Origin of the sequence: Mesorhizobium sp. M0563 (genome assembly GCF_040321065.1) — a bacterium.
Lineage (GTDB): Bacteria > Pseudomonadota > Alphaproteobacteria > Rhizobiales > Rhizobiaceae > Mesorhizobium.
Genome location: NZ_JAMYQV010000007.1, coordinates 58,182 through 80,495, shown reverse-complemented (window position 1 = coordinate 80,495; position 22,314 = coordinate 58,182). Strand labels below are relative to the sequence as shown.

General features: G+C 62.3%; 23 protein-coding genes and 1 tRNA gene. 7 read left to right on the top strand and 17 right to left on the bottom strand.

Annotated elements, in window-relative coordinates; all coding sequences use genetic code 11:
- The 3 genes from gatC to NKI50_RS11885 form a co-directional block, all read right to left on the bottom strand.
- Positions 1 to 288, bottom strand: a complete 288-nt coding sequence (gatC, locus tag NKI50_RS11895; protein WP_352643315.1) for an Asp-tRNA(Asn)/Glu-tRNA(Gln) amidotransferase subunit GatC — start codon at positions 286 to 288, stop codon at positions 1 to 3.
- A gap of 75 nt (positions 289 to 363) precedes the next feature.
- Complete coding sequence (locus NKI50_RS11890; protein ID WP_023717757.1) at positions 364 to 780, bottom strand: hypothetical protein; 417 nt, start codon at positions 778 to 780, stop codon at positions 364 to 366.
- A 23-nt stretch (positions 781 to 803) separates the two neighbouring features.
- Positions 804 to 1,511 carry a metal-dependent hydrolase gene (locus tag NKI50_RS11885; protein ID WP_023717758.1) on the bottom strand — a complete coding sequence of 236 codons (708 nt, stop codon included), beginning with the start codon at positions 1,509 to 1,511 and terminating at the stop codon, positions 804 to 806.
- Between the two features lie 117 nt (positions 1,512 to 1,628).
- Here NKI50_RS11885 and ruvX point away from each other — a divergent pair, with 117 nt between their 5' ends.
- Entirely contained in the window at positions 1,629 to 2,114 is a 486-nt protein-coding gene (gene ruvX, locus NKI50_RS11880) for a Holliday junction resolvase RuvX (RefSeq protein WP_023717759.1), read from the top strand.
- Here the strand turns inward: ruvX and NKI50_RS11875 are convergent.
- From NKI50_RS11875 to NKI50_RS11865, 3 genes are all read right to left on the bottom strand, one after another.
- Entirely contained in the window at positions 2,081 to 2,392 is a 312-nt protein-coding gene (locus tag NKI50_RS11875) for a DUF6105 family protein (protein WP_023717760.1), read from the bottom strand. The two genes, ruvX and NKI50_RS11875, sit on opposite strands and share 34 nt — an antisense overlap.
- On the bottom strand, positions 2,392 to 2,946 hold the full coding sequence (locus NKI50_RS11870) for a hypothetical protein (RefSeq protein ID WP_352643321.1): 555 nt from the start codon (positions 2,944 to 2,946) through the stop codon (positions 2,392 to 2,394). Before NKI50_RS11870 ends, NKI50_RS11875 begins: the two co-directional genes overlap by 1 nt.
- Positions 2,947 to 3,109: 163 nt before the next feature.
- On the bottom strand, positions 3,110 to 4,738 hold the full coding sequence (locus tag NKI50_RS11865; protein ID WP_023717762.1) for a DNA alkylation response protein: 1,629 nt from the start codon (positions 4,736 to 4,738) through the stop codon (positions 3,110 to 3,112).
- Positions 4,739 to 4,893: 155 nt separating this feature from the next.
- Here NKI50_RS11865 and NKI50_RS11860 point away from each other — a divergent pair, with 155 nt between their 5' ends.
- From NKI50_RS11860 to NKI50_RS11840, 5 genes are read left to right on the top strand one after another with little or no spacing between them, the layout of a single operon-like run.
- A complete protein-coding gene (locus NKI50_RS11860) occupies positions 4,894 to 5,853 on the top strand; it encodes an aspartate carbamoyltransferase catalytic subunit (RefSeq protein WP_352643323.1) in 960 nt (319 codons plus the stop codon).
- Positions 5,853 to 7,139, top strand: coding sequence for a dihydroorotase (locus NKI50_RS11855; protein WP_352716606.1), 1,287 nt, complete (start codon positions 5,853 to 5,855; stop codon positions 7,137 to 7,139). Before NKI50_RS11860 ends, NKI50_RS11855 begins: the two co-directional genes overlap by 1 nt.
- 57 nt (positions 7,140 to 7,196) lie before the next feature.
- The gene (gene plsY / locus NKI50_RS11850) at positions 7,197 to 7,784 is read left to right on the top strand and encodes a glycerol-3-phosphate 1-O-acyltransferase PlsY (RefSeq protein ID WP_352716604.1); all 588 of its coding nucleotides are present in this window, start codon (positions 7,197 to 7,199) and stop codon (positions 7,782 to 7,784) included.
- Entirely contained in the window at positions 7,781 to 8,905 is a 1,125-nt protein-coding gene (gene dprA, locus NKI50_RS11845; protein WP_352716602.1) for a DNA-processing protein DprA, read from the top strand. Before plsY ends, dprA begins: the two co-directional genes overlap by 4 nt.
- Positions 8,906 to 8,949: 44 nt before the next feature.
- On the top strand, positions 8,950 to 9,345 hold the full coding sequence (locus NKI50_RS11840) for a hypothetical protein (RefSeq protein ID WP_352642124.1): 396 nt from the start codon (positions 8,950 to 8,952) through the stop codon (positions 9,343 to 9,345).
- An 89-nt stretch (positions 9,346 to 9,434) separates the two neighbouring features.
- On the opposite strand, the gene NKI50_RS11835 is transcribed toward NKI50_RS11840, so the two are convergent.
- Positions 9,435 to 9,510: transfer RNA gene (locus tag NKI50_RS11835), tRNA-Lys, on the bottom strand.
- Between the two features lie 307 nt (positions 9,511 to 9,817).
- Here NKI50_RS11835 and NKI50_RS11830 point away from each other — a divergent pair.
- Positions 9,818 to 10,297 (top strand): BA14K family protein, encoded by a 480-nt coding sequence (locus tag NKI50_RS11830; RefSeq protein ID WP_023717768.1) that lies wholly within the window; start codon positions 9,818 to 9,820, stop codon positions 10,295 to 10,297.
- 148 nt (positions 10,298 to 10,445) lie between these two features.
- Here NKI50_RS11830 and glpK read toward each other — a convergent pair whose 3' ends face one another.
- The 10 genes from glpK to NKI50_RS11780 form a co-directional block, all read right to left on the bottom strand.
- Entirely contained in the window at positions 10,446 to 11,939 is a 1,494-nt protein-coding gene (glpK, locus tag NKI50_RS11825; protein WP_023717769.1) for a glycerol kinase GlpK, read from the bottom strand.
- Positions 11,940 to 12,085: 146 nt separating this feature from the next.
- Positions 12,086 to 13,813 (bottom strand): ABC transporter substrate-binding protein, encoded by a 1,728-nt coding sequence (locus NKI50_RS11820; RefSeq protein ID WP_023717770.1) that lies wholly within the window; start codon positions 13,811 to 13,813, stop codon positions 12,086 to 12,088.
- A 77-nt stretch (positions 13,814 to 13,890) separates the two neighbouring features.
- Positions 13,891 to 14,157, bottom strand: coding sequence for a DUF2160 domain-containing protein (locus NKI50_RS11815; protein ID WP_031193610.1), 267 nt, complete (start codon positions 14,155 to 14,157; stop codon positions 13,891 to 13,893).
- A 173-nt stretch (positions 14,158 to 14,330) separates the two neighbouring features.
- Positions 14,331 to 15,245 carry a carbohydrate ABC transporter permease gene (locus NKI50_RS11810; protein WP_352642121.1) on the bottom strand — a complete coding sequence of 305 codons (915 nt, stop codon included), beginning with the start codon at positions 15,243 to 15,245 and terminating at the stop codon, positions 14,331 to 14,333.
- A 1-nt stretch (position 15,246) separates the two neighbouring features.
- Positions 15,247 to 16,113, bottom strand: a complete 867-nt coding sequence (locus NKI50_RS11805) for a carbohydrate ABC transporter permease (RefSeq protein WP_352642119.1) — start codon at positions 16,111 to 16,113, stop codon at positions 15,247 to 15,249.
- 1 nt (position 16,114) lies between these two features.
- The gene (locus NKI50_RS11800) at positions 16,115 to 17,182 is read right to left on the bottom strand and encodes an ABC transporter ATP-binding protein (protein WP_023717773.1); all 1,068 of its coding nucleotides are present in this window, start codon (positions 17,180 to 17,182) and stop codon (positions 16,115 to 16,117) included.
- Positions 17,183 to 17,191: 9 nt separating this feature from the next.
- On the bottom strand, positions 17,192 to 18,271 hold the full coding sequence (locus NKI50_RS11795; RefSeq protein WP_352482266.1) for an ABC transporter ATP-binding protein: 1,080 nt from the start codon (positions 18,269 to 18,271) through the stop codon (positions 17,192 to 17,194).
- A 39-nt stretch (positions 18,272 to 18,310) separates the two neighbouring features.
- Positions 18,311 to 19,837 carry a glycerol-3-phosphate dehydrogenase gene (glpD, locus tag NKI50_RS11790; RefSeq protein ID WP_023717775.1) on the bottom strand — a complete coding sequence of 509 codons (1,527 nt, stop codon included), beginning with the start codon at positions 19,835 to 19,837 and terminating at the stop codon, positions 18,311 to 18,313.
- A gap of 125 nt (positions 19,838 to 19,962) precedes the next feature.
- On the bottom strand, positions 19,963 to 20,730 hold the full coding sequence (locus tag NKI50_RS11785; RefSeq protein WP_023717776.1) for a DeoR/GlpR family DNA-binding transcription regulator: 768 nt from the start codon (positions 20,728 to 20,730) through the stop codon (positions 19,963 to 19,965).
- Positions 20,731 to 20,858: 128 nt separating this feature from the next.
- Positions 20,859 to 22,271, bottom strand: coding sequence for a pyridoxal phosphate-dependent decarboxylase family protein (locus tag NKI50_RS11780; protein ID WP_352642116.1), 1,413 nt, complete (start codon positions 22,269 to 22,271; stop codon positions 20,859 to 20,861).
- Between the last annotated feature and the right edge of the window lie 43 nt (positions 22,272 to 22,314).

Genomic DNA, 22,314 nt, shown 5'->3' with positions numbered 1-22,314 from the left:
CTACTCCACGACCTTTGGCACGAGAAAGAAGTTCTCTTCGGTTGCCGGCGCGTTGGCGACGATGTCGGCTGCCTTGCTGCCGTCGGTGACGACGTCCTGGCGCTTCTTCATTGCCATCGGCGTGACCGAGGTCATCGGCTCGACGCCGGAAACATCGACCTCGTTCAACTGCTCGACAAAGCCCAAAATGGCGTTCAATTCGCCGGTCACGCGCTCTGCATCCTCCTCGCTCACCGCAATGCGGGCAAGGTGCGCGACGCGCTTCACGGTTTTAATATCAACGGACATGTTGTGCCTCGGGGAAAACCAGCGCTATAGCGGCGCAGCGCGTGCCGCGCAACATGCATCGTGCCGACAACTGCCCTACGGCATCGCCACGCCGTCGCAGAGGAAATAGCTGCCACCGTTGCCGCTCTGCTCGCTTTCGTCCGCGGCAGGCCGAACCGAAACCAGGTCGATCTGCTTCGGGTTCATCTGAGTCAGTGAGAGAACATCCGGAAAGACGTAGCCCGGCTCCTGGCAGATGGCGGTCACCGCCCAGCTTGGCGACCGTGTCGCCTTGGTGATCTGCAGGAACTCGCAGTTATATTCGATGCTTTCCAGTCCGTTTGCCGACAGTACGATATTGCCGCCCTCGATCACCGTCTGCAGCGTATCCTTTTTGGCCTGCGCGCAGAGATCCTCCGATTGCAGATAGATGCCCTCGATGAAATCCTCGGCGGCCAGCGCCGGCGATGCGGCAACCAGCATAGAAATGCAAAGAGAGTTTCTCAGACCCATGTCGTCATTCCGGTTCGCTATTCCTACAGCGTAATCGTCTCGCCGATCTTCGGCAACGCCACTTTCACACCCGATCCGTCCAGCCCGGCCACAAACTTGTCGGCGGTCTGATCTATCATCGGAAATGTGCCGAAGTGAGCGGGAACGACCGTCTCGAACTTGAAGAAACGCTGGCAGGCAAGAGCTGCCACCGCGCCACCCATGGTGAAGCGGTCGCCGATCGGCACGATGCCGATCTTCGGCTCATGCAACTCGTTGATCAGCGCCATATCGGAAAAGATGTCTGTGTCGCCCATATGGTAGAGCGTCTTATCCTCGGGGAAGTGCAGGACGAGCCCGCCCGGATTGCCGAGATAGGTGTTCTGGCCGCTCTCGCCTAGAAAGGACGATGAATGCAGAGCCTGAACGAAAGTGGTGGTGAAGCCGCCGCAATCGACGGTACCGCCGATATTGCCGGGATTGATTTGCTTGTCACTGACGCCTTTGCCGACCAGGTACATGCAAATCTCGAAATTGGCGACAAGCATCGCGCCGCTTTTCTTGAGCACTTCGACGGCGCCGCTGATGTGGTCGCTGTGGCCATGGGTAAGCAACACGTGCGTGACCCCTTCGGCCGGCTCTTCCCAGCCGCCTGTCCATGACGGATTGCCGACCAGATACGGGTCGATGAGGATTTTCGCGCCTTCGATTTCGACGCGGAATGCCGAGTGTCCGTACCAGGTAAGTTTCATCAATGCCTTCCTCGATTTTTGCTTCGGTAGAGGCTAGAACGCCGACGGCGAAATTAAAGTGCCGCGGCATATGTTGCGCGTATAGGAAGTGCGGCGTCGCGGTCAAAGGAAAAGCCGTTGGGCATCATCACGATCGAGGAGTTGCCGGGCCGGCTCGGCGGCGGCAAGACCCTGGCTGGGCTTGACCTCGGCGACAAGACGATCGGCGTGGCGGTTTCGGACCGCGGCTTGTCCTTCGCGCACCCGCGCCCTGTCATCATGCGCAAGAAATTCTCGCTCGATGCCGCGGTGCTGCTCGCTCTGCTGCAGAAGGAAAATGCCGGCGCAGTGGTGATCGGCCTCCCCATCAACATGGACGGCTCGGAAGGCCCACGCGCCCAAAAATCCCGCGCTTTCGTCCGCAACATGGCTGGATTGACCGATCTGCCGTTCGTCTTTTGGGACGAAAGGCTGTCGACGGTGGCGGCCGAGCGGACACTGATCGAGATGGATTTTTCCCGCAAGAAACGCGCCGGCAAGATCGATTCAGCGGCGGCGGCCTTCATCCTGCAGGGTGTTCTCGACCGGCTTCAGGCGCTCGGAGTCGATGCCTGGTCGAAATAGCGATTGCGCGTTGCCTTGATCCAGCTGCCGATCGCCTTGCGGCGGCGAAATGCCCAGAACGCCATCAGCAGTAGGCCGTCGAAGACGCAAGCCTTCGCCACCATGCCCGGGATGAGCGCCGGATCGACGCCGAGCATCTGCCCATAAAGCTGGAAAACGAGATCGTGCAATTGGCGGCTCAGCATGACATAGCCGAAATTGATGTCGTTGAGCGACAGAAAGAACCAGCCCCAGAACAGGAGGAGCGGAGCCGCCCACAGCGCGAACAAGGTGCGCATCAGCGATCGTCCCTCGAATCCGGCCGGCCCGAAATGCGCGCAAGCGAGGAATTGTACGCCGCTGCCTTGGCCATGATATGCGCGGCCGCGCGGATTTCGCCGGTCACTGGAACTGCCGCGGCAGCGGCTGAGCGCCGCTCGGCGAGCATCGCGACATATGACGCCAGAAGTGCCGCCAATTGCACGGCGACAACCATGAACAGCCCATTGATACCTTGCGCAGCGCCGCCGATGACGATCAACGACAGCACGCCCGAGACCGAGATGAAGGCGATCCGCACAACACTGTCGGCTGGGTCCGGGTTGGTGGCGTCGCTGGTCAATGCTTCAACAAAGGCCCAGCAGAACAGCACCGCGACGACAAGCAATGCCACGGCGAGCGGCGCCACGACGACGGCGTTTTCAAGATCGGCAAAGCGAGTGTTCTGGACGGGAACGCCGAGCACGCCAAGGGCCGCCGCGACGCCACGATTCCCATCGATGCAGATGAACGCCAGCAGGGCGAAAACGGCCGCCCAATGCAATGCCAGAAAAGAGCTCAAAATATGCCGCATGACGCTCCTGCTTCGCAGGACAAAGACCGCTCAGCCGAACAGTCCTTGCCTTAACCATAACACTGGGCTTTGCCACCGGCCGCCGCAATGGAAACCATTTGTTAAGGTTAACGATCATCCACAGGGCGCGCGAAAAAAAGCGGCTACGACCCGGGCGACGGCACTAGTTGATCGGCGGGTAGAGCGTGTCGATGATCATCCGCGCATCGTGGCGCGAATCGAGCATTCCATAGGTGTTGCGCCACTGGCCGGCGAGGCGCGTCTCGACGAAGGCGTCGGCGATCCGCCCTGCCCCCAGCCTGCGAAGCTCTGCCGCCGCCGCCGACAATGCCAATTGCTCGGTCAACAGCCGCGCTGAGCCCTCGTCGGTTGCAGCGACCTGCATTGCTGCCTTGAGCACGCCGACGGTGCCGCGTCCGCCAGCGCCGAGATCGCGGTCGATGCCGGCCAGCACGTCATCGAACAGGCCTGGCGCGCGGCCGAGCACTCGCAACACGTCGAGCGCCATGACGTTGCCTGAACCCTCCCAGATCGCGTTGACCGGAGCTTCGCGATAGTAGCGGGCGAGCGGCCCCTCCTCGACATAGCCATTGCCGCCGAGGCATTCCATCGCCTCATAGAGCAGCGGCGGCGCAATCTTGCAGACCCAGTATTTGACGACCGGCGTCATGGCGCGGGCGAAGGCCGCCTCGCCGCGGTCGCCGGCCGCCTCGTCGAAGGAGCGCGCCAGCCGGAACGACAGCGCGGTAGCGGCGGCAACGTCGAGCGCCATGTCGGCCAGAACACGCTGCATCAGCGGCTGCTCGATCAGATTGGTTCCGAACACCTGGCGGTGGCGCGTATGGTGGACGGCCTCGGCCAGTCCGGCCCGCATGATCGCCGAGGAGGCGACGGCACAGTCGAGCCGCGTCAGGGTCACCATGTCCATGATCGTCTTCACGCCGGCGCCGGGCTCGCCAACCATCTCGCCGATGGCATTGACGAATTCCACCTCGGAGGACGCATTGGAGCGGTTGCCGAGCTTGTCCTTCAGCCGCTGAAAGCGGAAGCCGTTGCCGGATCCGTCGCCAAGCAAGCGGGGAACGAGAAAGCACGACAGTCCCTCCGGCGCCTGTCCGAGCACCAGGAAGGCATCCGACATCGGCGCCGACATGAACCATTTGTGGCCGGTCAGGCGATAAAAACCGCTGCCGGCGCGCTCGGCCTTGGTGACGTTGGCACGAACATCGGTACCGCCTTGCTTCTCGGTCATGCCCATGCCGAGCGTCAGCCCGGCTTTTTCGACCGGCGGCTTTTGGCCCTGATCGTATTTGCGCGTCGTCACCCGAGGCGCCCATTCGCGAAACAGTTTCGGGCTGGCCATCAGCGCTGCCAGCGAAGCGCTGGTCATGGTGATCGGGCAAAGATGCCCGGTTTCGAGCTCAGCCGTGAGGTAAAAGCGCGCGGCGCGCACCTGGTGGCGGCGGCCGATCTCGGCGTCGCCATTCTCCCAGACCGACGAATGCAGCCCGTTGGCGACCGAGCGGCGCATCAGCGCGTGATAGGCGGGGTGGAACTCGACCTGGTCGATGCGCCGGCCCTGGCGATCATGGGTCCTGAGCTTCGGCGTCTCGACATTGGCAAGACGGGCCAGCTCCTGCGCCTCATGCGTCAAAACGAAACGGCCAAGCCCGTCGAGGTCCTTGCGCACCGGATCGGAAAAGCGCTCGGCAAGCTGGATCAGCAACGGATCGCCCCGCCAGGCGTTGCCGCCGGCCAGCGGCGGCGGCTGGTTGGTCACGTCGTCGGTCACGCTTCGTCCTTATCACCTGAAGTCTGCGAATCCAAAGTCATCGCGGTTTATAGCCTATGGCCGGCGGCGCGCGACGAAAATACCGGGGAGAACCGATCCAATCCCAAGCCGGTGCTTGCAGCCGCGGAGCCTCCCCCCTATAGCAGCGACTTGAGATGACTGACGCATCGTCCCTTCCACTTTATCCCCACCGCCATCTTCTAGGCATCCGCGATCTTTCCCCCGCCGACATCGAGCTTCTGCTCGACCGGGCGGACCGCGCCGTTGCCATCTCGCGGCAATCGGACAAGAAGACATCGACGCTGCGCGGCCGCACCCAGATCAATCTCTTCTACGAAGCCTCGACCCGTACGCAATCGTCGTTCGAGCTGGCCGGCAAACGGCTCGGCGCCGACGTCATGAACATGTCGGTGGCAAGCTCGTCGGTGAAGAAGGGCGAGACGCTGATCGATACCGCGATGACGCTGAACGCCATGCGCCCCGACATATTGATCATCCGCCACCAATCGGCGGGCGCGGCGGCACTTCTTGCTCAAAAGGTCGGCTGCTCGGTGGTCAATGCCGGCGACGGCGCTCATGAACATCCAACGCAGGCGCTGCTCGACGCGCTGACCATCCGCCGCGCCAAGGGTCCGTTGTCGAAGCTGATCGTGGCGATCTGCGGTGACATCCTGCATTCGCGCGTGGCCCGCTCCAATATCATTCTGCTCAACGCACTCGGTGCCCAAGTACGGGTCGTCGCCCCTTCGACGCTTTTGCCCGCCGGCATCGAGAAGATGGGCGTCATCGTCACCCGCTCGATGGGCGAGGGTCTGAAGGACGCCGACGTGGTGATGATGTTGCGCCTGCAGCGCGAACGCATGGAAGGCGCTTTCGTACCCTCGGTGCGTGAATATTTCCGCTATTTCGGGCTCGACGCCGAGAAGCTGAAAGCGGCCAAGGAGGGTGCGCTGGTCATGCATCCCGGCCCGATGAACCGCGGCGTCGAGATCGCCTCCGAGATCGCCGACGGCCCGCAAAGCGTTATCCAGGAACAGGTTGAGATGGGCGTCGCCGTGCGCATGGCGGTGATGGAAGCGCTGCTCGATCCTCGCCGCAATCGCGAGGTTGCCTGATGAGCACAACGGTCTTCAGCCGCGCCCGCATCGTCGACCCATCGCGCGGCATCGACGAGATAGGCACCGTCATCGTCGAAGGGCGCAAAATCGTTGCCGCCGGCAAGGCGGCCTTGAACCAGGGCGCGCCCGAAGACGCCACGATCATCGAGTGCGCTGGTAAGGCGATCATCCCCGGCCTGATCGATGCACGTGTCTTCATCGGCGAACCGGGCGGCGAACACCGCGAAACCATCGCATCGGCGAGCATTGCTGCGGCGGCGGGCGGCGTCACCTCAATCGTCATGATGCCCGATACCGACCCGGTGATCGACAATGTCGCACTGGTCGAGTTTGTGCTGCGCACCGCCAAGGACACGGCAATCGTCAACATCTTTCCGGCGGCAGCGATCACCAAGGGGCTGGAAGGCCGCGAGATGACCGAATTCGGCCTATTGCGCGAGGCTGGAGCGGTCGCCTTCACCGACGGCCGGCATTCTATCGCCAGCGCGCTGGTGATGCGTCGCGCGCTGACCTACGCGCGCGATTTCGACGGCGTCATCGCGCATGAAACCCAGGACGCCGATCTCGCCTCGGCCGGCGTGATGAACGAAGGCCTTTACGCAAGCTGGCTTGGCCTTGCCGGCATTCCTCGCGAGGCCGAATCAATCCCCCTGGAGCGCGATCTCGCGCTGGCTCGCCTGACCGGCGGCTCCTATCACGCTGCCAAGATCTCGACGGCTATGGCGGCAGACGCGGTAGCGCGCGCAAAAGCCGACGGCGCCAACGTCACAGCAGGCGTGTCGATCCACAATCTGTCGCTCAACGAGAATGATGTCGGCGAGTACCGCACCTTCTTCCGGCTGACGCCGCCGCTGCGCGCCGAGGAAGACCGGCTGGCGATGATCGAGGCGGTCAAGGACGGCACCATCGACCTCATCGTCTCCTCGCACGACCCGCAGGACGTCGACACCAAGCGCCTGCCCTTCGCCGATGCTGCGGCCGGCGCCATCGGGCTGGAAACGCTGCTGGGCGCGGCGCTGCGGCTCTATCACAATGGCGACGTGACGCTGCTCCGGCTGGTCGAGACCTTATCCACCGCGCCGGCAAGATTGTTCAGCCTGCCCGGCGGCACGCTGAAACCGGGGGCTTTGGCCGACCTTGCACTCGTCGATCTGGACGAGCCATGGATCGTCAGCGAGAGCGGCATCCGCTCGCGCTCGAAAAACACCTGTTTCGAAGGCGCGCGGCTGCAAGGCAAGGTCTTGCAAACGATGGTGGCGGGCCGCACAGTGTTTTCGGCCTAGGACGGAACAGGCGTCACGCCTTCAAATCCGTTCAGCCAAGGAAACTTCGGGGGAACAATGGCTTACAGTCCCGTCTTGGCATTGGTGTTCGGCTATCTTCTCGGCTCGATCCCCTTCGGGCTGCTGATCACCCGTGCCGCCGGCCTCGGCGACGTGCGCAACATCGGCTCCGGCAACATCGGCGCCACCAATGTGCTGCGCACCGGCAACAAGGGTCTGGCGGCGGCCACCCTGCTGCTCGACGCCCTTAAAGGCACCGCGGCTGTGCTGATCGCCGGCCGCTTTGCACCTGAGCTCGGACTCTGGGCCGGTTTCGGTGCGTTTCTAGGCCACCTCTTTCCGGTCTGGCTCGGCTTCAAGGGCGGCAAGGGTGTCGCCACCTACCTCGGCGTGCTGATCGGCCTTGCCTGGCAGGTGGCGGTGATCTTCGCCGTTGTCTGGCTCGCGGTGGCTTTCCTGTTCCGCTACTCCTCGCGGGCGGCATTGACGGCAGCGGTCGTCGTGCCAGTGGCCTTGTACTTCCTGAGCACGCCGCAGATTGCCGGGCTTTTCGCGGCGATGAGCCTGATCGTCATCCTGAAACATCGCGCCAACATTGCGCGGCTGCTTGCCGGCACCGAGGGTAAGATCGGGGCAAAGGAGTGAGCGAGCCCGCCGCCGGGCCGCGCCTCAGCGACCGGCAGCGGCTGAGCTGGCTTCGCCTGATCCGCACGCCGAATGTCGGCCCGGCTTCCTTTCGCGACCTGATCAACCGGTTCGGTTCGGCCGAAGCAGCGCTTGCGATGCTGCCGGAGCTGATGATTTCGGGTGGCGCCAAAAAAATCGTCCGCATTCCGTCCATTGCCGAGGCCGAGGCCGAGCTGGAGGCAGCCAGGCGGGCGGGCGCCCGCTTCGTCGGCATCGGCGAGGCGGATTATCCGCCGCTGATGAAGAGCATGGACCATCCGCCGCCGTTGCTCGCGGTCAGGGGCAGTAGTGCGGTTTTCCGCTTGCCCGCGGTCGCCATCGTCGGCGCTCGCAACGCCTCGCTGGCCGGCATCAAGATGGCGCGGAGGCTGGCGGCGGATCTCGGCCGCGACGGCTATGGCATCGTCTCCGGCTTGGCGCGCGGCATCGATACGGCCGCGCACCAGGGCAGCCTTTCGACCGGCACGATCGGTGTGCTCGCCGGCGGCCTCGATTTGCCCTACCCGCCCGAAAATGCCGGGCTGTGCGACGAGATTGCCGAGCGCGGTGGCGCCATCGTCTCGGAAATGCCATTTGGCTGGCAGCCGCGCGCGCAGGATTTTCCGCGCCGCAACCGGCTTGTTGCTGGCGCCGCATTGGGATTGGTGGTGGTCGAGGCCGCACAGCGCTCCGGCTCGCTGATCAGCGCCCGGCTTGCCGGTGAGATGGGCCGACTGGTCTTCGCCGTTCCCGGTTCGCCGCTCGATCCGCGCGCCGCCGGCACCAATGGCCTGCTCAAGGACGGCGCCACCCTTGTCACCGAGGCCGCCGATGTCACCAGTGCGATCGCGCCGCTGGTCGGCGCCTGGGCGCCAAGGACATCGCCGCTTGAAGAGCCGCCCGACTTTTCGGCAACGCCGCCGCCGCGCGAGGATGACCGCGACCGCGTCGTCGAGGCACTCGGCCCGACGCCGGTAGCAGTCGACGAGATCATCCGCCACACCGGCCTGCATCCCGCCCAAGTGTTCATGGTGCTGCTGGAGCTCGACCTCGCCGGCCGGCTCGAACGCCATGCCGGCGGTAGTGTCTCGCTGATTTGACCGGGAGCTTGCGCATGTCCCGGCGCGCATTCAGACGTGATTTCATGACCGATCTAAGCAACAAACCAAAGCGGACGCTGTTCACTCGTAAGACGGCCTTCGTTTGGGCGGCATTGAGCGTCGTGCTGGCGCTGCAATGGTCGATGGATCTCGGCACGCTGGGTTTTCCCGACAGCTATACAACGCCCTTCGCAAGAGGGACGAGCACGCTTCTGGGCATTTTGACGGCAGCCTGCATGGCCCAGGGTCTCTACTTTTTCCTGGCCGGCGTGTTCGGCAGAAAGGTAAGCGCCGTCGGTCTTTGCCCGCAAATCCTTGCCGCAGCGGTTCTCACGGTGGTGCCGGCGCTTATCGTGAAGGATTGTCCGCATTCGCAGCTGTGCAGCAGAGCCGATGAGGCGCTCACCGGCACGATGATGGACGATGGGGCGGGTGGTTAAGGCCACCGCATGCGTTCGGCACGAGGTTGTCACCCATTTCTTAGGTACAAACTGTTACCCATGTCTCCGGGCCGTACACCTCTGGATTTTGGTGAGCGCGATGGGATTCGAACCCATGACCTACTGATTAAAAGTCAGTTGCTCTACCGGCTGAGCTACGCGCTCCCGCGGGCTCAGAAAGGCCGCCCTCGAAATTGCGCGGAACATAGGGAGAGTGCCTCTGCCGGTCAACCGGAAAAAGACGGCTCGCACACCGGGCTTTGCAGCAGTGTCATCATGCCTTGCGGAGCGCTTCGGCGTTGACGGACTGCCTCCCTCTCGCACAAGGCCGAAGCTCGCGCTCTATGGCGACAAAGGCAAGCAGCAAATCGGGAGAACCTTTGCGGATCAGCAACTTGGGATTTTTGGCGGAACAATTTGCGCAGCCTGCCCGTTTCCCGCGATAAGGGACATGCGTTTCAAGGAGAAGACCATGAATAGGATCATGTCGGGCCTGCTGGCGACCACTCTTTCGATCTCATTCGCTGCCGCGGAGATCGTGCCAGTCAACGCTCAGCCCAGCTATGCGCCCCCGGCCCAGGGGATCACCTCGAATGTCCAGACCGTCCAGTACGAGCCGTGGCGGAGGCACCGGAGTTTCAACCGCGATTTCTCGCGTCGCGATTTCTCCCGGCGCAGTTTTGCGCGTGACGATGGCATGTATTGGCGTGGCCATCGCGGCTATCGCGAATATCGTCGCGGCTATCGCCGTCACGGTGACTACTGGTTCCCGCTGGCCGCCTTCGCCACCGGAGCGCTGATTACGGGCGCCATCGTCAACAGCCAGAATCGTGTCTATCGTGGCGATGCCCACGTGCAGTGGTGCTACGACCGTTATCGGAGCTATCGCGCTTCTGACAACACTTACCAGCCCAACTACGGTCCGCGCCGGCAGTGCCGGTCGCCTTACTGAGTCCTAAAGCGCGTCGCGTTCGATCGGCCTCATGCGACGCGCTATCGCAAAACCGCTGTTTGCGCGACATGCATTAGATTAGAGGCTGCAGGCCCGCGCCCGAAACGGCGCGGGTGTTTCATTAGTGCGTATCCGGTGGCATCCCTGCCTATTGAGTACTGAGCGTCCTGCGTACAGCGTGGCGCCAACCTGCCAGCTTGGCGGCACGTGTCGAAGCATCCATGTCCGGCTTGAACCGGCGCTCGAGCGCCCAACTCCTGGCGAATTCCGCGGCCTTCGGCCAGACACCCGCCTTCGAGCCGGCCAGCCAAGCCGCACCAAGCGCCGTCGTCTCGAGAATTGTCGGCCGGTCGACCGGCGCATCGAGAATGTCGGCCAGCCGCTGCATGGTCCAGTCCGACGCCACCATGCCGCCATCGACCCTGAGCACGGTCTTGGCCGAGGCGCCCTTCCAGTCCTTTCGCATGGCGTCAAGCAGGTCGCGGGTCTGGAAGGCAACGGATTCCAGTGCCGCGCGGGCAAATTCCGCCGGCCCCGAATTGCGGGTCAGCCCGAAGATGGCGCCGCGCGCCTCGGCATCCCAGTGCGGTGCGCCGAGCCCGACGAAAGCCGGCACCAGATAGACGTTCTGCGTTGGATCGGCTTCCGCCGCCAATTTGCCGCTCTGCTCGGCCTTGCCGATCACCTTGATGCCGTCGCGCAGCCATTGTACGGCGGCGCCTGCGATAAAGATCGAGCCCTCCAGTGCATAGGTGGTCTTGCCGTTCAGCCTATAGGCGATGGTGGTCAAAAGCCGGTTCTTCGAACGCACCAGATCGCTGCCGGTGTTGAGCAGCGCGAAGCAACCGGTGCCGTAGGTGGATTTCATCATGCCCGGATCGAAACAGGCCTGGCCGATCGCCGCCGCATGCTGGTCGCCGGCCACACCGAGGATTCTGATCTCTGCACCAAACAGGCTTTTGTCTGTGATTCCAAAATCATCGGCACAATCTTTCACCTGCGGCAGCATTCTTGCAGGTATGCCAAGAATGGCCAGCAGCTCGTCGTCCCAGGCATTTTGTTCGATGTTGTAGACCAGTGTGCGCGAGGCATTGGTGGCGTCAGTGGCGTGGACCTTGCCGCCAGTCAGGCGCCAAATCAGAAAACTGTCGATGGTGCCGGCCAGCAGTTCGCCCTTCTCGGCGCGTTTTCTGGCGCCCTTCACCTTGTCCAGCATCCAGGCGATCTTGGTGCCGGAGAAATAGGGATCGAGTAGCAGGCCGGTCTTTTTTGTGAATTTCTTCTCCAGCCCCAGCTTCTTCAGTTTCTGGCATAGCGGCGCGGTGCGGCGGTCCTGCCAGACAATCGCGTTGTGGATCGGCTTGCCGGTCTCTTTGTCCCAGATGACGACGGTTTCGCGCTGGTTGGTAATGCCGATCGCGGCGACTTCGGCTGCGTTGCGGCCAGCTGTCTTCAGCGCGGCCTTCACCGTTTCCACGACGCTTGCCCATATCTCCTCGGGATCGTGCTCGACCCAGCCGGAGGCCGGATAATATTGAGTGAATTCCTTTTGCCCGCTGCCGACGACCTTCATCTTGTCGGCGAACAGGATCGCCCGGCTCGATGTCGTCCCCTGGTCGATTGCAAGGATGTATCCGGTCATTCTCTCTCCCGTCGAAGCGAATTCAAAGGTGCTACGGTGTCTCGACGCCAGACGGCGCGGAGCCGTTCACGCAAACAGGGGAGACGGCAACATGCCGCCTCCCCTGAGCATGGCGATACGGGCGCGGACGCCCGCATCAAACGGTCCTATTGCTGCCAGCTCTTCACCAGCTCGTCGTAGTTGATGGTGACCGGCTTTTCCTTCTCGTTCTCGATCTTGAGCTGAGGAGCGAGATTGCCCTTCTTGACCGCGTCGGCGTTCCAGTAGGCGAGGTCATGCTCTTCGGCCATCTTCGGGCCAATATCGCCCTGGACGCCCGACTTCTCGATGCGGCTCATCACCTTTTCCTGCTCGGCGCAGAGCGAGTCCATCGCTTCCTGCGGGCTCTTGGCGCCCGACGAAGCATCGCCGATCGCCTGCCACCAGAGCTGTGCCAGCTTCGGATAGTCCGGCACGTTGGTGCCGGTCGGCGACCACTGGACGCGCGCCGGCGAGCGGTAGAACTCGATCAAGCCGCCGAGCTTTGGCGCACGTTCGGTGAAGCTCTTGTCGTGGATCGTGCTCTCGCGGATGAAGGTCAGGCCGACATGGCTCTTCTTCACGTCGACCGTCTTCGAGGTGACGAACTGCGCGTAGAGCCAGGCGGCCTTGGCGCGGTCGGTCGGCGTCGACTTCATCAGCGTCCAGGAACCGACGTCCTGATAGCCGAGCTTCATGCCGTCCTTCCAGTAGACGCCATGCGGCGACGGCGCCATGCGCCACTTCGGCGTGCCGTCGTCGTTCAGCACGGCCTTGGCGCTGGCGTCGACCATGCTGGCGGTGAAGGCGGTGTACCAGAAGATCTGCTGGGCAACCGCGCCCTGCGCCGGAACTGGCCCCGATTCGGAGAAGGTCATGCCTTGGGCTTCCGCCGGTGCATAGGCCTTCAGCCAATCGAGATACTTCTGGATGGAGTAGACGGAAGCCGGACCATTAGTGTCGCCGCCGCGCGCCGTGCAGGAACCGACCGGACGCGAATTCTCGTCGACCTTGATGCCCCATTCGTCGACGGGCAGACCGTTCGGAATGCCCTTGTCGCCATTGCCGGCCATCGACAGCCAGGCGTCGGTGAACCGCCAGCCGAGCGACGGGTCCTTCTTGCCATAGTCCATATGGCCGTAGACCTTCTTGCCGTCGATCTCACGCCCGGTGAAGAACGCTGCAATGTCCTCATAGGCCGACCAATTCACCGGCACGCCGAGGTCGTAGCCGTATTTGGCCTTGAAGTCCGCCTTGTTCTTCTCGTCGTTGAACCAGTCGTAACGGAACCAGTAGAGGTTCGCGAACTGCTGGTCAGGAAGCTGGTAGAGTTTCTTGTCGGGCGCGGTGGTGAACGAGGTGCCGATGAAATCCTTCAGATCGAGATTCGGATTGGTGACATCCTTGCCGTCGCCTGCCATCCAGTCGGTCAGGTTGCGCACCTGCTGGTAGCGCCAGTGCGTGCCGATCAGATCGGAATCGTTGACCCAGCCGTCATAGAGGTTCTGGCCGGTCTGCATCTGGGTCTGGATCTTCTCGACAACGTCGCCTTCCTGGGTGACGTCGTGCGTAACCTTGATGCCGGTGATGGCTGTAAAGGCCGGCGCCAGCACCTGCGATTCATACTGATGCGTGGCGATGGTTTCGGAAACCACCTTGATATCCATGCCGGCGAAAGGTTTCGCGGCATCGATGAACCATTGCATTTCGGCTTCCTGGCCGGCGCGGTCGAGCGTCGACAGGTCGCCGATTTCCTTGTCCAGGAAGGCCTTGGCCTCGTCCATTCCGGCATAGGCGTTGCTTGCCCCGAGCAACAGGACAAGCGCAGTTGTTGATGTCAAGAATTGCCGTCGCATGTATTTCCTCCACTGTTAAGTTCAAAGTGCGATCTGGATCGGCGGCCGGCACGCCGCCGTTCCAACAGTTTCCCCCTCTATACGTAGCGGAACACGCCGACGGCGTAGACCACGGAGAGAGCGAGAGCCCACCACAGATTGGGTCCGACTAGACCCAGCCAAGCGAGATGGATAAAGGCACTGCCAAGCAGCGACAGGAACAAGCGGTCGCCGCGCGTCGTTTCGAAGCGCAGCACGCCGACGCGCGGATTGCCGCCCGGCGAGACGTATTCCCACACCGCCATGCCGCAAAGCAGCAGAAAGATGGTTCCAAAGAAGGCCGCGGTCGGCCACGTCCAGGCCATCCACGAAAAATCGAGGTTGGACGAGAGGTTAAATCCCCACAGGCGGATATTGGCCGGATCGCTGAAGCCTACCGTTATTGCCACGAAATCGATTTGAAGGGCCACCCAGGCCACGACGACCAGGGCGAGAAACAGCACGGCCCACCACCATGGGCTTCTGTCGACCTGCTCCATCATACCCTCCCCAGGGCAAAGCCCTTGGCGATGTAGTTGCGCACAAACCAGATGACGAGCGCGCCGGGAATCAGCGTCAGCACGCCGGCTGCGGCGAGCAGCCCCCAATCCATGCCGGCGGCCGAAACGGTGCGGGTCATGGTCGCGGCGATCGGCTTGGCGTCCGTGGTCGTCAGCGTGCGGGCGATCAGCAGCTCGACCCACGAGAACATGAAGCAGAAGAAGCACGCCACGCCGATGCCGCTCGCAATCAGCGGCATGAAGATCTTGATGAAGAAGCGCGGGAACGAATAGCCGTCGATATAGGCGGTCTCATCGATCTCCTTCGGCACCCCCGACATGAAGCCTTCGAGGATCCACACCGCCAGCGGCACGTTGAACAGGCAATGCGCCAGAGCCACGGCGATATGGGTGTCGATAAGGCCGAAGGCCGAATAAAGCTGGAAGAATGGCAGCGCGAACACCGCCGGCGGCGCCATGCGGTTGGTCAGCAGCCAGAAGAACAGATGCTTGTCGCCGAGGAAGCGATAGCGCGAAAAAGCATAGGCAGCAGGCAGTGCTGCGGCCACCGAAATCACCATGTTCATAACCACATAGGTGATCGAGTTGATGTAGCCCGAATACCAGGACGCGTCAGTGAAAATGGTGCGGTAATTCGCCAATGTCGGCGCGTGCGGGTAGAGCGTCAGCGACGAGACGATCTCGCCATTGGTCTTGAAGCTCATATTGATGAGCCAGTAGATCGGCAAAAGCAGGACGATGATGTAGAGCGTCGGCACGATCCACCACCAGCGCGACTCCTCGCCGCGACGGCGCATCAGCCGTGCGATCTCGTCCTGCCGCAGTGTGCTGACGAGCCCTTCCGAAGCTGTCGTCTCGCTCACTCTGTCGGCTCTCTCTTCGGTGCGGCTCATTTCAGCGCTCCGCGTCGTAATTGGTCATCACGGTGTAGAATACCCATGACAACAACAGGACGATGAGGAAGTAGACCAGCGACATCGCCGCCGCCGGGCCGAGATCGAACTGGCCAAGCGCCGTCTTGACGAGGTCGATGGACAGGAACGTCGTCGAGTTGCCGGGTCCGCCGCCGGTCACCACGAACGGCTCGGTATAGATCATGAAGCTGTCCATGAAGCGCAACAGCACTGCAATCAGCAGCACCCGGTTCATCTTCGGCAACTGGATATAGCGGAACACCGCCCAGCGCGAGGCACCGTCGATCTTGGCAGCCTGGTAGAAGGCATCCGGGATCGAGACCAGGCCGGCATAGCAGAGCAGCACCACAAGGCTGGTCCAATGCCAGACGTCCATAATGATGACGGTGACCCAGGCGTCGTAGGGATCTTGCACATAGTTGTAGTCGATGCCGAGCGCATTGACGTAGTAGCCGAACAGGCCGATGTCGTTGCGACCGAACACCTGCCAGATGGTGCCGACGACGTTCCATGGAATCAGCAGCGGCAGCGCCATCAGCACCAGGCAGACCGGCACGCCCCAACCCTTCTTCGGCATATTGAGCGCAATGAAGATGCCGAGCGGCACTTCGATCGCCAGGATGATGAAGGAGAAGACAAGGTTGCGGATCATCGCCTGCCAGAAGCGGCTGGAGGAAAGCAGTTCCTCGAACCACTCGGTGCCGGCCCAGAAGAAGACGTTGTTGCCGAAAGTGTCCTGCACCGAATAATTGACAACCGTCATCAGCGGTATGACCGCCGAGAACGCCACCAGCAGCAGCACCGGCAGCACCAGGAACCAGGCTCTGTTGTTCCAGGTCTTTTCCACTTCAGGCTCCCATCTCGACGCGCCAGGAATCGGCATAGATGTTGATGCCGGCCGGGTCGAACCGCACCTTCGGATCAGCCGGAACTGTCTCGTCCTCGCCGATGATGGCGGCGATCTCGCGCCCTTCGAGATTGGCACGGACCACCTTGTGGCGGCCGACGTCCTCGACCTTGCTGACCCGGACGGCCATGCCCTGGCTGCCCAGGCGCACATATTCGGGACGGATGCCGAGCTCGATGGCGCCGCCGCCCGCCTTGGGCACGCCCGGCAGTTCGATCTGCTGCGAGCCCAGCTTCGCGGTCTTGCCGTCGATCGCCACCGGCATGACATTCATGCCGGGCGAGCCGATGAAATAGCCGACAAAGGTGTGGCGCGGGCGCTCGAACAGCTCCGCCGGTGTGCCGATCTGCACGATTTCGCCGTCATACATGACGACCACCCTGTCGGCGAAGGTCAACGCCTCAGTCTGGTCGTGCGTGACATAGACCATGGTGTAGCCGAAGCGGCGGTGAAGCTGCTTCAACTGCGAGCGCAGCACCCATTTCATATGCGGGTCGATGACGGTCAAAGGCTCGTCGAACAGGATGGCATTGACGTCGGAGCGCACCAGCCCGCGTCCGAGCGAGATTTTCTGCTTCTGATCGGCGGTCAGTCCGCGCGCCTTTCGTTTGGCCATATCGGCCAGCCCGGTCATCTCCAGCGTCTCGCGCACCTTGCGGTCGACGTCGGCCTCCGGCACGCCGCGATTGCGCAGCGGGAACGCCAGATTGTCGTAGACGGTCATCGTGTCGTAGATCACCGGGAACTGGAAGACCTGGGCAATGTTGCGCTCTTGGGTCGACAGATTGGTCACGTCCCTGCCGTTGAACAGCAACTGGCCGTGCGAGGGATGCAGCAATCCCGAAATGATGTTGAGCAGCGTAGTCTTGCCGCAGCCGGACGGGCCTAGCAGCGCATAGGCGCCGCCATCCTCGAACGTGTGGTGCACTTCCTTCAGCGCGAAATCGGCATCCGTGCGGGGGTTCTGCAGATAAGAGTGGCGGATATGATTGACATCGATGCGCGCCATCGCTTCCTCCTAAGCCGCCAGCTTCGGCGCGGCCACGGCGCGGCCGTGCTCGTCGAAGACCATGATGTGGCGCGGGTCGATGAACACCTCGACCTCCTCGTCCGGCTCGAAGTCGCGAATGCCGTGGGTCAGCATGACCCAGCGCGCATCGGCAAAATCGAGATGGATGAAGCTTTCCGATCCCGTGATCTCGGTGATCGTCACCTTTGCGCGCACCGGCACCGCGGCGGCGTCGGGCCGATCGAGGGAAAGATGATGAGGCTGGAAGCCGATCGTATAGATCGCATCGGCAATGCCGAAGAGTTCGGCCGGCACCGGCAATTTCACGCCGCCCTCGAGCAGGAAATCCAGGCCCTTCTTGGCAAGCACGATGGTGTTGAGCGGCGGATCGGCGAAGGTTCTCGCCGTCACCAGATCGACCGGCTTGCGGAACACTTCGATGGTCGGCCCGAACTGGGTGATGCTGCCTTCGGAAAGCGTCGCCGTGTTGCCGCCGAGCAGCAAGGCCTCGTGCGGCTCGGTCGTGGCATAAACGAAGATTGTGCCGGCGGCCGCGAATATCTTCGGCAGTTCCGCGCGTAATTCTTCGCGCAGCTTGTAGTCTAGGTTGGCGAGCGGCTCGTCGAGCAGCACGAGGCTGGCATTCTTGACGATGGCGCGGGCCAGCGCGGTGCGCTGCTGCTGGCCGCCCGACAGACTGAGAGGCGTGCGATCGAGATAGGGCGTGAGTTTGAGAAGGGCGGCGGCATTGCGCACCTCCCTGTCGATCGTTGCCTGATCCGTGCCGGCCACCCGCAGCGGTGAGGCGATGTTTTCGTAGACCGTCATCGCCGGATAGTTGATGAATTGCTGGTAGACCATGGCGACGTTGCGCTTTTGCACAGGCATGCCGGTGACATCCTTGCCATCGAACCAGACCGAGCCGGAGGTCGGCACGTCGAGGCCCGCCATCAGCCGCATCAGGCTGGTCTTGCCGGAGAGCGTCGGCCCGAGCAGGACGTTGAGCGAGCCGTGCTGAAGCGTCAGCGAGACGTCGCGGATATGTTCCGCCGCACCCACCGTCTTCGTCACGTTTCTCAGTTCAAGCATGATGCCTCCTCCCAGGCTTTCTGCATCAGTCGGCCGTCCCTATTCGGCAGCCGCTACGTGCTGCCGGCTTATTCCGCGCATGAACTCGTCGAGCACTGCCGCCTGCTCACGGCTGAGACGCAGGCCGCGCTTGGTCCGGCGCCACAATACATCCTCGGCGGTCATCGCCCATTCGTTTTCGACGAGGTAGCGCACCTCGGCTTCGTAGAGATCGGCGCCGAAGTTGCGGCCAAGATCGACGTTCGACTTGGCGAGGCCCAGCAGCTTCCTTGCGCGGGTGCCGTAGAGCCGAGTCAACCGGCGGGCCAGCCGCGCGTCGAGGAACGGGTACGCCGTTTTCAGTTTCGCCACCTCGGCATCGAAGCCGGTGACGGGAAAGTCACCGCCGGGCAGCGGCGCGTTTGCCGTCCATGGTTTGCCGCGCTTGCCGAGAAAACCCTCGATCTTCTCGAGCATCGATTCCGACAATCGGCGGTAGGTCGTGATCTTGCCGCCAAAGGCGTTGACGATCGGGGCGGCACCCTCGCCTCCATCGGCCTTCAGCACATAGTCGCGGGTGGCTTCCTGCGCCTTTGAGGCGCCATCGTCGTAGAGCGGGCGCACCGCGGAATAGGTCCAGACGATATCCGACGGATTGACCGGCTGCGCGAAATATTCGCTTGCCGCAGCGCAGAGATAGTCGATCTCGGCATCACTGATCCTGACGTCGTGCGGATCGCCGGGATAGTCCCGGTCGGTGGTGCCGATGAGCGTGAACTCGTCTTCGTATGGGATGGCGAAAATGATGCGCCCGTCCTTGTTCTGAAAGAAATAGGCGCGTGGGTCGTCGAATTTCTTGCCAACGACGATGTGGCTGCCTTGCACGAGGCGGACATTGTGCACGTCGTTCAAGCCGACGGTGGCTGAAAGCACCTGATCGACCCACGGGCCGGCGGCATTGACCAGCAGCCGCGCCTTGACCTCCTCGGTATCGCCGGTCCGCACGTTTTCAAGCCTGACCGTCCAGAGATTGCCTTCGCGGCGTGCGCTGACGACCCTTGTTCGGGTTCGAACGGTTGCACCGCGCTCGGCAGCGTCACGGGCGTTCAACACAACCAGCCGGGCATCGTTGACCCAACCGTCGGAATATTCGAACGCCTTTCGAAAAAGCGGCTTCAGCGGCTTGCCGGCCGGATCCTTGGCCATGTCCAGCGTTTTCGTCGGCGGCAGCAATTTGCGCCCGCCAATATGGTCGTAGAGAAAAAGCCCGAGCCGGATCAGCCAGGCCGGACGCAGCCCCTTGGCGTATGGCAGCACGAAGCGCATCGGCCAGATGATATGCGGCGCGTTCCTCCACAGGATCTCGCGTTCCATCAGCGCTTCGCGCACCAGGCGGAATTCGTAGAATTCGAGATAGCGCAAGCCGCCATGGATCAGTTTGGTCGAGCCGGAAGAGGTTCCGCTGGCCAGATCGTTCATCTCGGCAAGGAAGACCGAAAAGCCACGCCCAACGGCATCGCGGGCAATGCCGCAGCCATTGATGCCGCCACCGATGACGAAAATGTCATGGATCGGTGATGCGCCCAAAGAAGTCCTCCCTCGATTTCGCATTGCAGCATTTTTGAGTTTTGCGAAACCGTGGCGGGATTATTTCGAAATGATAACGAATGTCAAACGAAATATGATCGGCGGCAGATGCCGCAGCGGCATCTCTAGGAGAGCGACGTTTCGATCAGCTGAACCTCTGCCTCCTGGCAGATCTTGCGCACCGACGGGATGTCGCAACGATCGGTGATGAAGGTGTTGACCTGCGACAGATGGCCGATGCGGACGGGCGCGGTGCGCTCGAATTTGGTCTGGTCCGACACCAGGATCACATGCCGCGCGTTGGCGATGATCGCCTGAGCCACCTTCACCTCGCGAAAATCGAAGTCGAGCAGTGCGCCGTCATGGTCGATGGCCGAGGCGCCGATCACCGCAAAATCGACCTTGAACTGCCTGATGAAATCGACCGCTGCCTCGCCGACCACGCCGCCGTCGGAACCGCGCACGACACCGCCGGCGATCACCACCTCGATCGAAGGATATATGCGCATTCTGTTGGCAACATTGATGTTATTGGTGATGACCATCAGGCCAATATGATCGAGCAGCGACTTGCTGACCGCTTCCGTCGTGGTCCCGATATTGATGAACAGAGAGGCGTTGTCAGGGATCAGCCGGGCTGCCGCGCGGCCGATCGCCTCCTTCTCCTCGGCGGCGATCTTACGCCGGGCCTCATATTCCATGTTCTCGATGCCGGACGGGAACAATGCCCCGCCATGGATGCGGGACAAAAGCCGCTGGTCGCAGAGATCGTTGAGATCCTTGCGGATCGTCTGCGGCGTCACGTTGAAATGCGTCGCCAACTCCTCGACCAGTACGCGGCCATGATCTTTGGCCATCTGGATGATTTCGGAATGACGCGGCGACAGATACATCTAGCAACCTCTCATTTTCGTTTTTCTCGTCTATAGCTGAAAACGAAAGCCATGAACAGGTATGAGCCGGCTAATGAAAATCGGGCGACTGCAGAGAGAAAAGCTCCGGCGCAATCTCGACGAGGCTATCAACTCAGGCCCCGGGCGATCTCAGTGATGACCTCGAAAGCAGTATCGACGTCCGCCGCAGTCGTTTCGAACTGCCCGACCTGAAAGCGGATCGCCACCTGCCCGTCCACCCGAGTCTGCGTCAGGTAGATGCGGCCGTCATCGTTGATCGCGCTGACCAACCGCAAATTGTGCTCGTCAGAGTCGATGCCCGCAGCCGTAAGATGCCGGAACGAGAGCAGCGACAGCATCGGCTCCGTTACGATCTCGAAATCCGGTTCCCGAGCCAGCCGCGCGGCAAGGCTCTCGCTCCAGGCGACATGATTGCGGATCATGGTTCGCAGATTTTCCAAGCCATGTGCACGCAGCAGGAACCAAAGTTTCAGCGCGCGGAACCTCCGTCCGAGCGGCACCGACCATTCGGAATAATTGATGACCCCGTCGCGGCCATGTGTTCTCAGGAATTCGGGCTTGATCGCCAGCGTACGCACGAGGTCTTCCGGCTGGCGAACAAACTGCATCGAGCAATCGAACTGTGCGCCCAGCCATTTGTGCGGATTGAAGACGATCGAATCCGCATGTTCGGCGCCGGCCCAGAAATGCCGGAACTCGGGGCAGATCATGGCGGAGCCGGCCCATGCGGCATCGACATGCAGGTAGAGCCCGTGCCGCTTCGCCACCGCGCCAACAGCCGCGACATCGTCGGTGCCGCCGGTACTGGTGCCGCCGACGCTGGCGATGATGCCGGCCGGCAGCATGCCGTTTTCGCGGTCGGTGACGATCGCCGCTTCCAGAGCCGCCGTCTGCATGGCGCGAAAGCGTCCGGCGACCGGAATGCGCACGAGGTTCGCCTCGCCGATGCCCGACACCCAGATCGCCCGGTCTATGGAAGTATGGACTTGGTCGGAAGAATAGACCCGCACGATCGGCTGGCCTTGCAGGCCGCTCTTGTTGCCTTGCCAGTCGAGCGCGCGCTCGCGCATGGTCAGCACGGCGGCAAGCGTCGCCGATGAAGCCGAATCCTGCATGACGCCGGAAAATCCCTCCGGCAGACCAAGCGCCTGCCGCATCCAGTCGACGACCCGCATCTCGAGCTCGGTTGCTGCCGGCGAGGTCTGCCAGAGCATGCATTGCGCAGCCATCGCGGAAACCAGATACTCGGCCACGACGGAGGCCGGTGCCGCATTGGCCGGAAAATAGGCGAAGAAACGCGGATGCTGCCAGTGCGTCATGCCCGGCAGGATCTTTTGCTCGAAATCGGCAAAGATTGCCTGCATCGTTTCGCCGTCTTCCGGCGGCGCGACATCGATGCTTTTGAAGATTTCGCCCGGCTCGACAAGCGGCCGCACCGGTCTTTCGCGAAGGCTGTTTCTGTAGTCGGCGCCCCATTCAGCCGCTCGCAGCGACCATTCGCGGAATTCGTTGCTATTCATCTTCGCCTCCGTAGCGCCTCATCGAGCCGCGATCAAAGAGCAC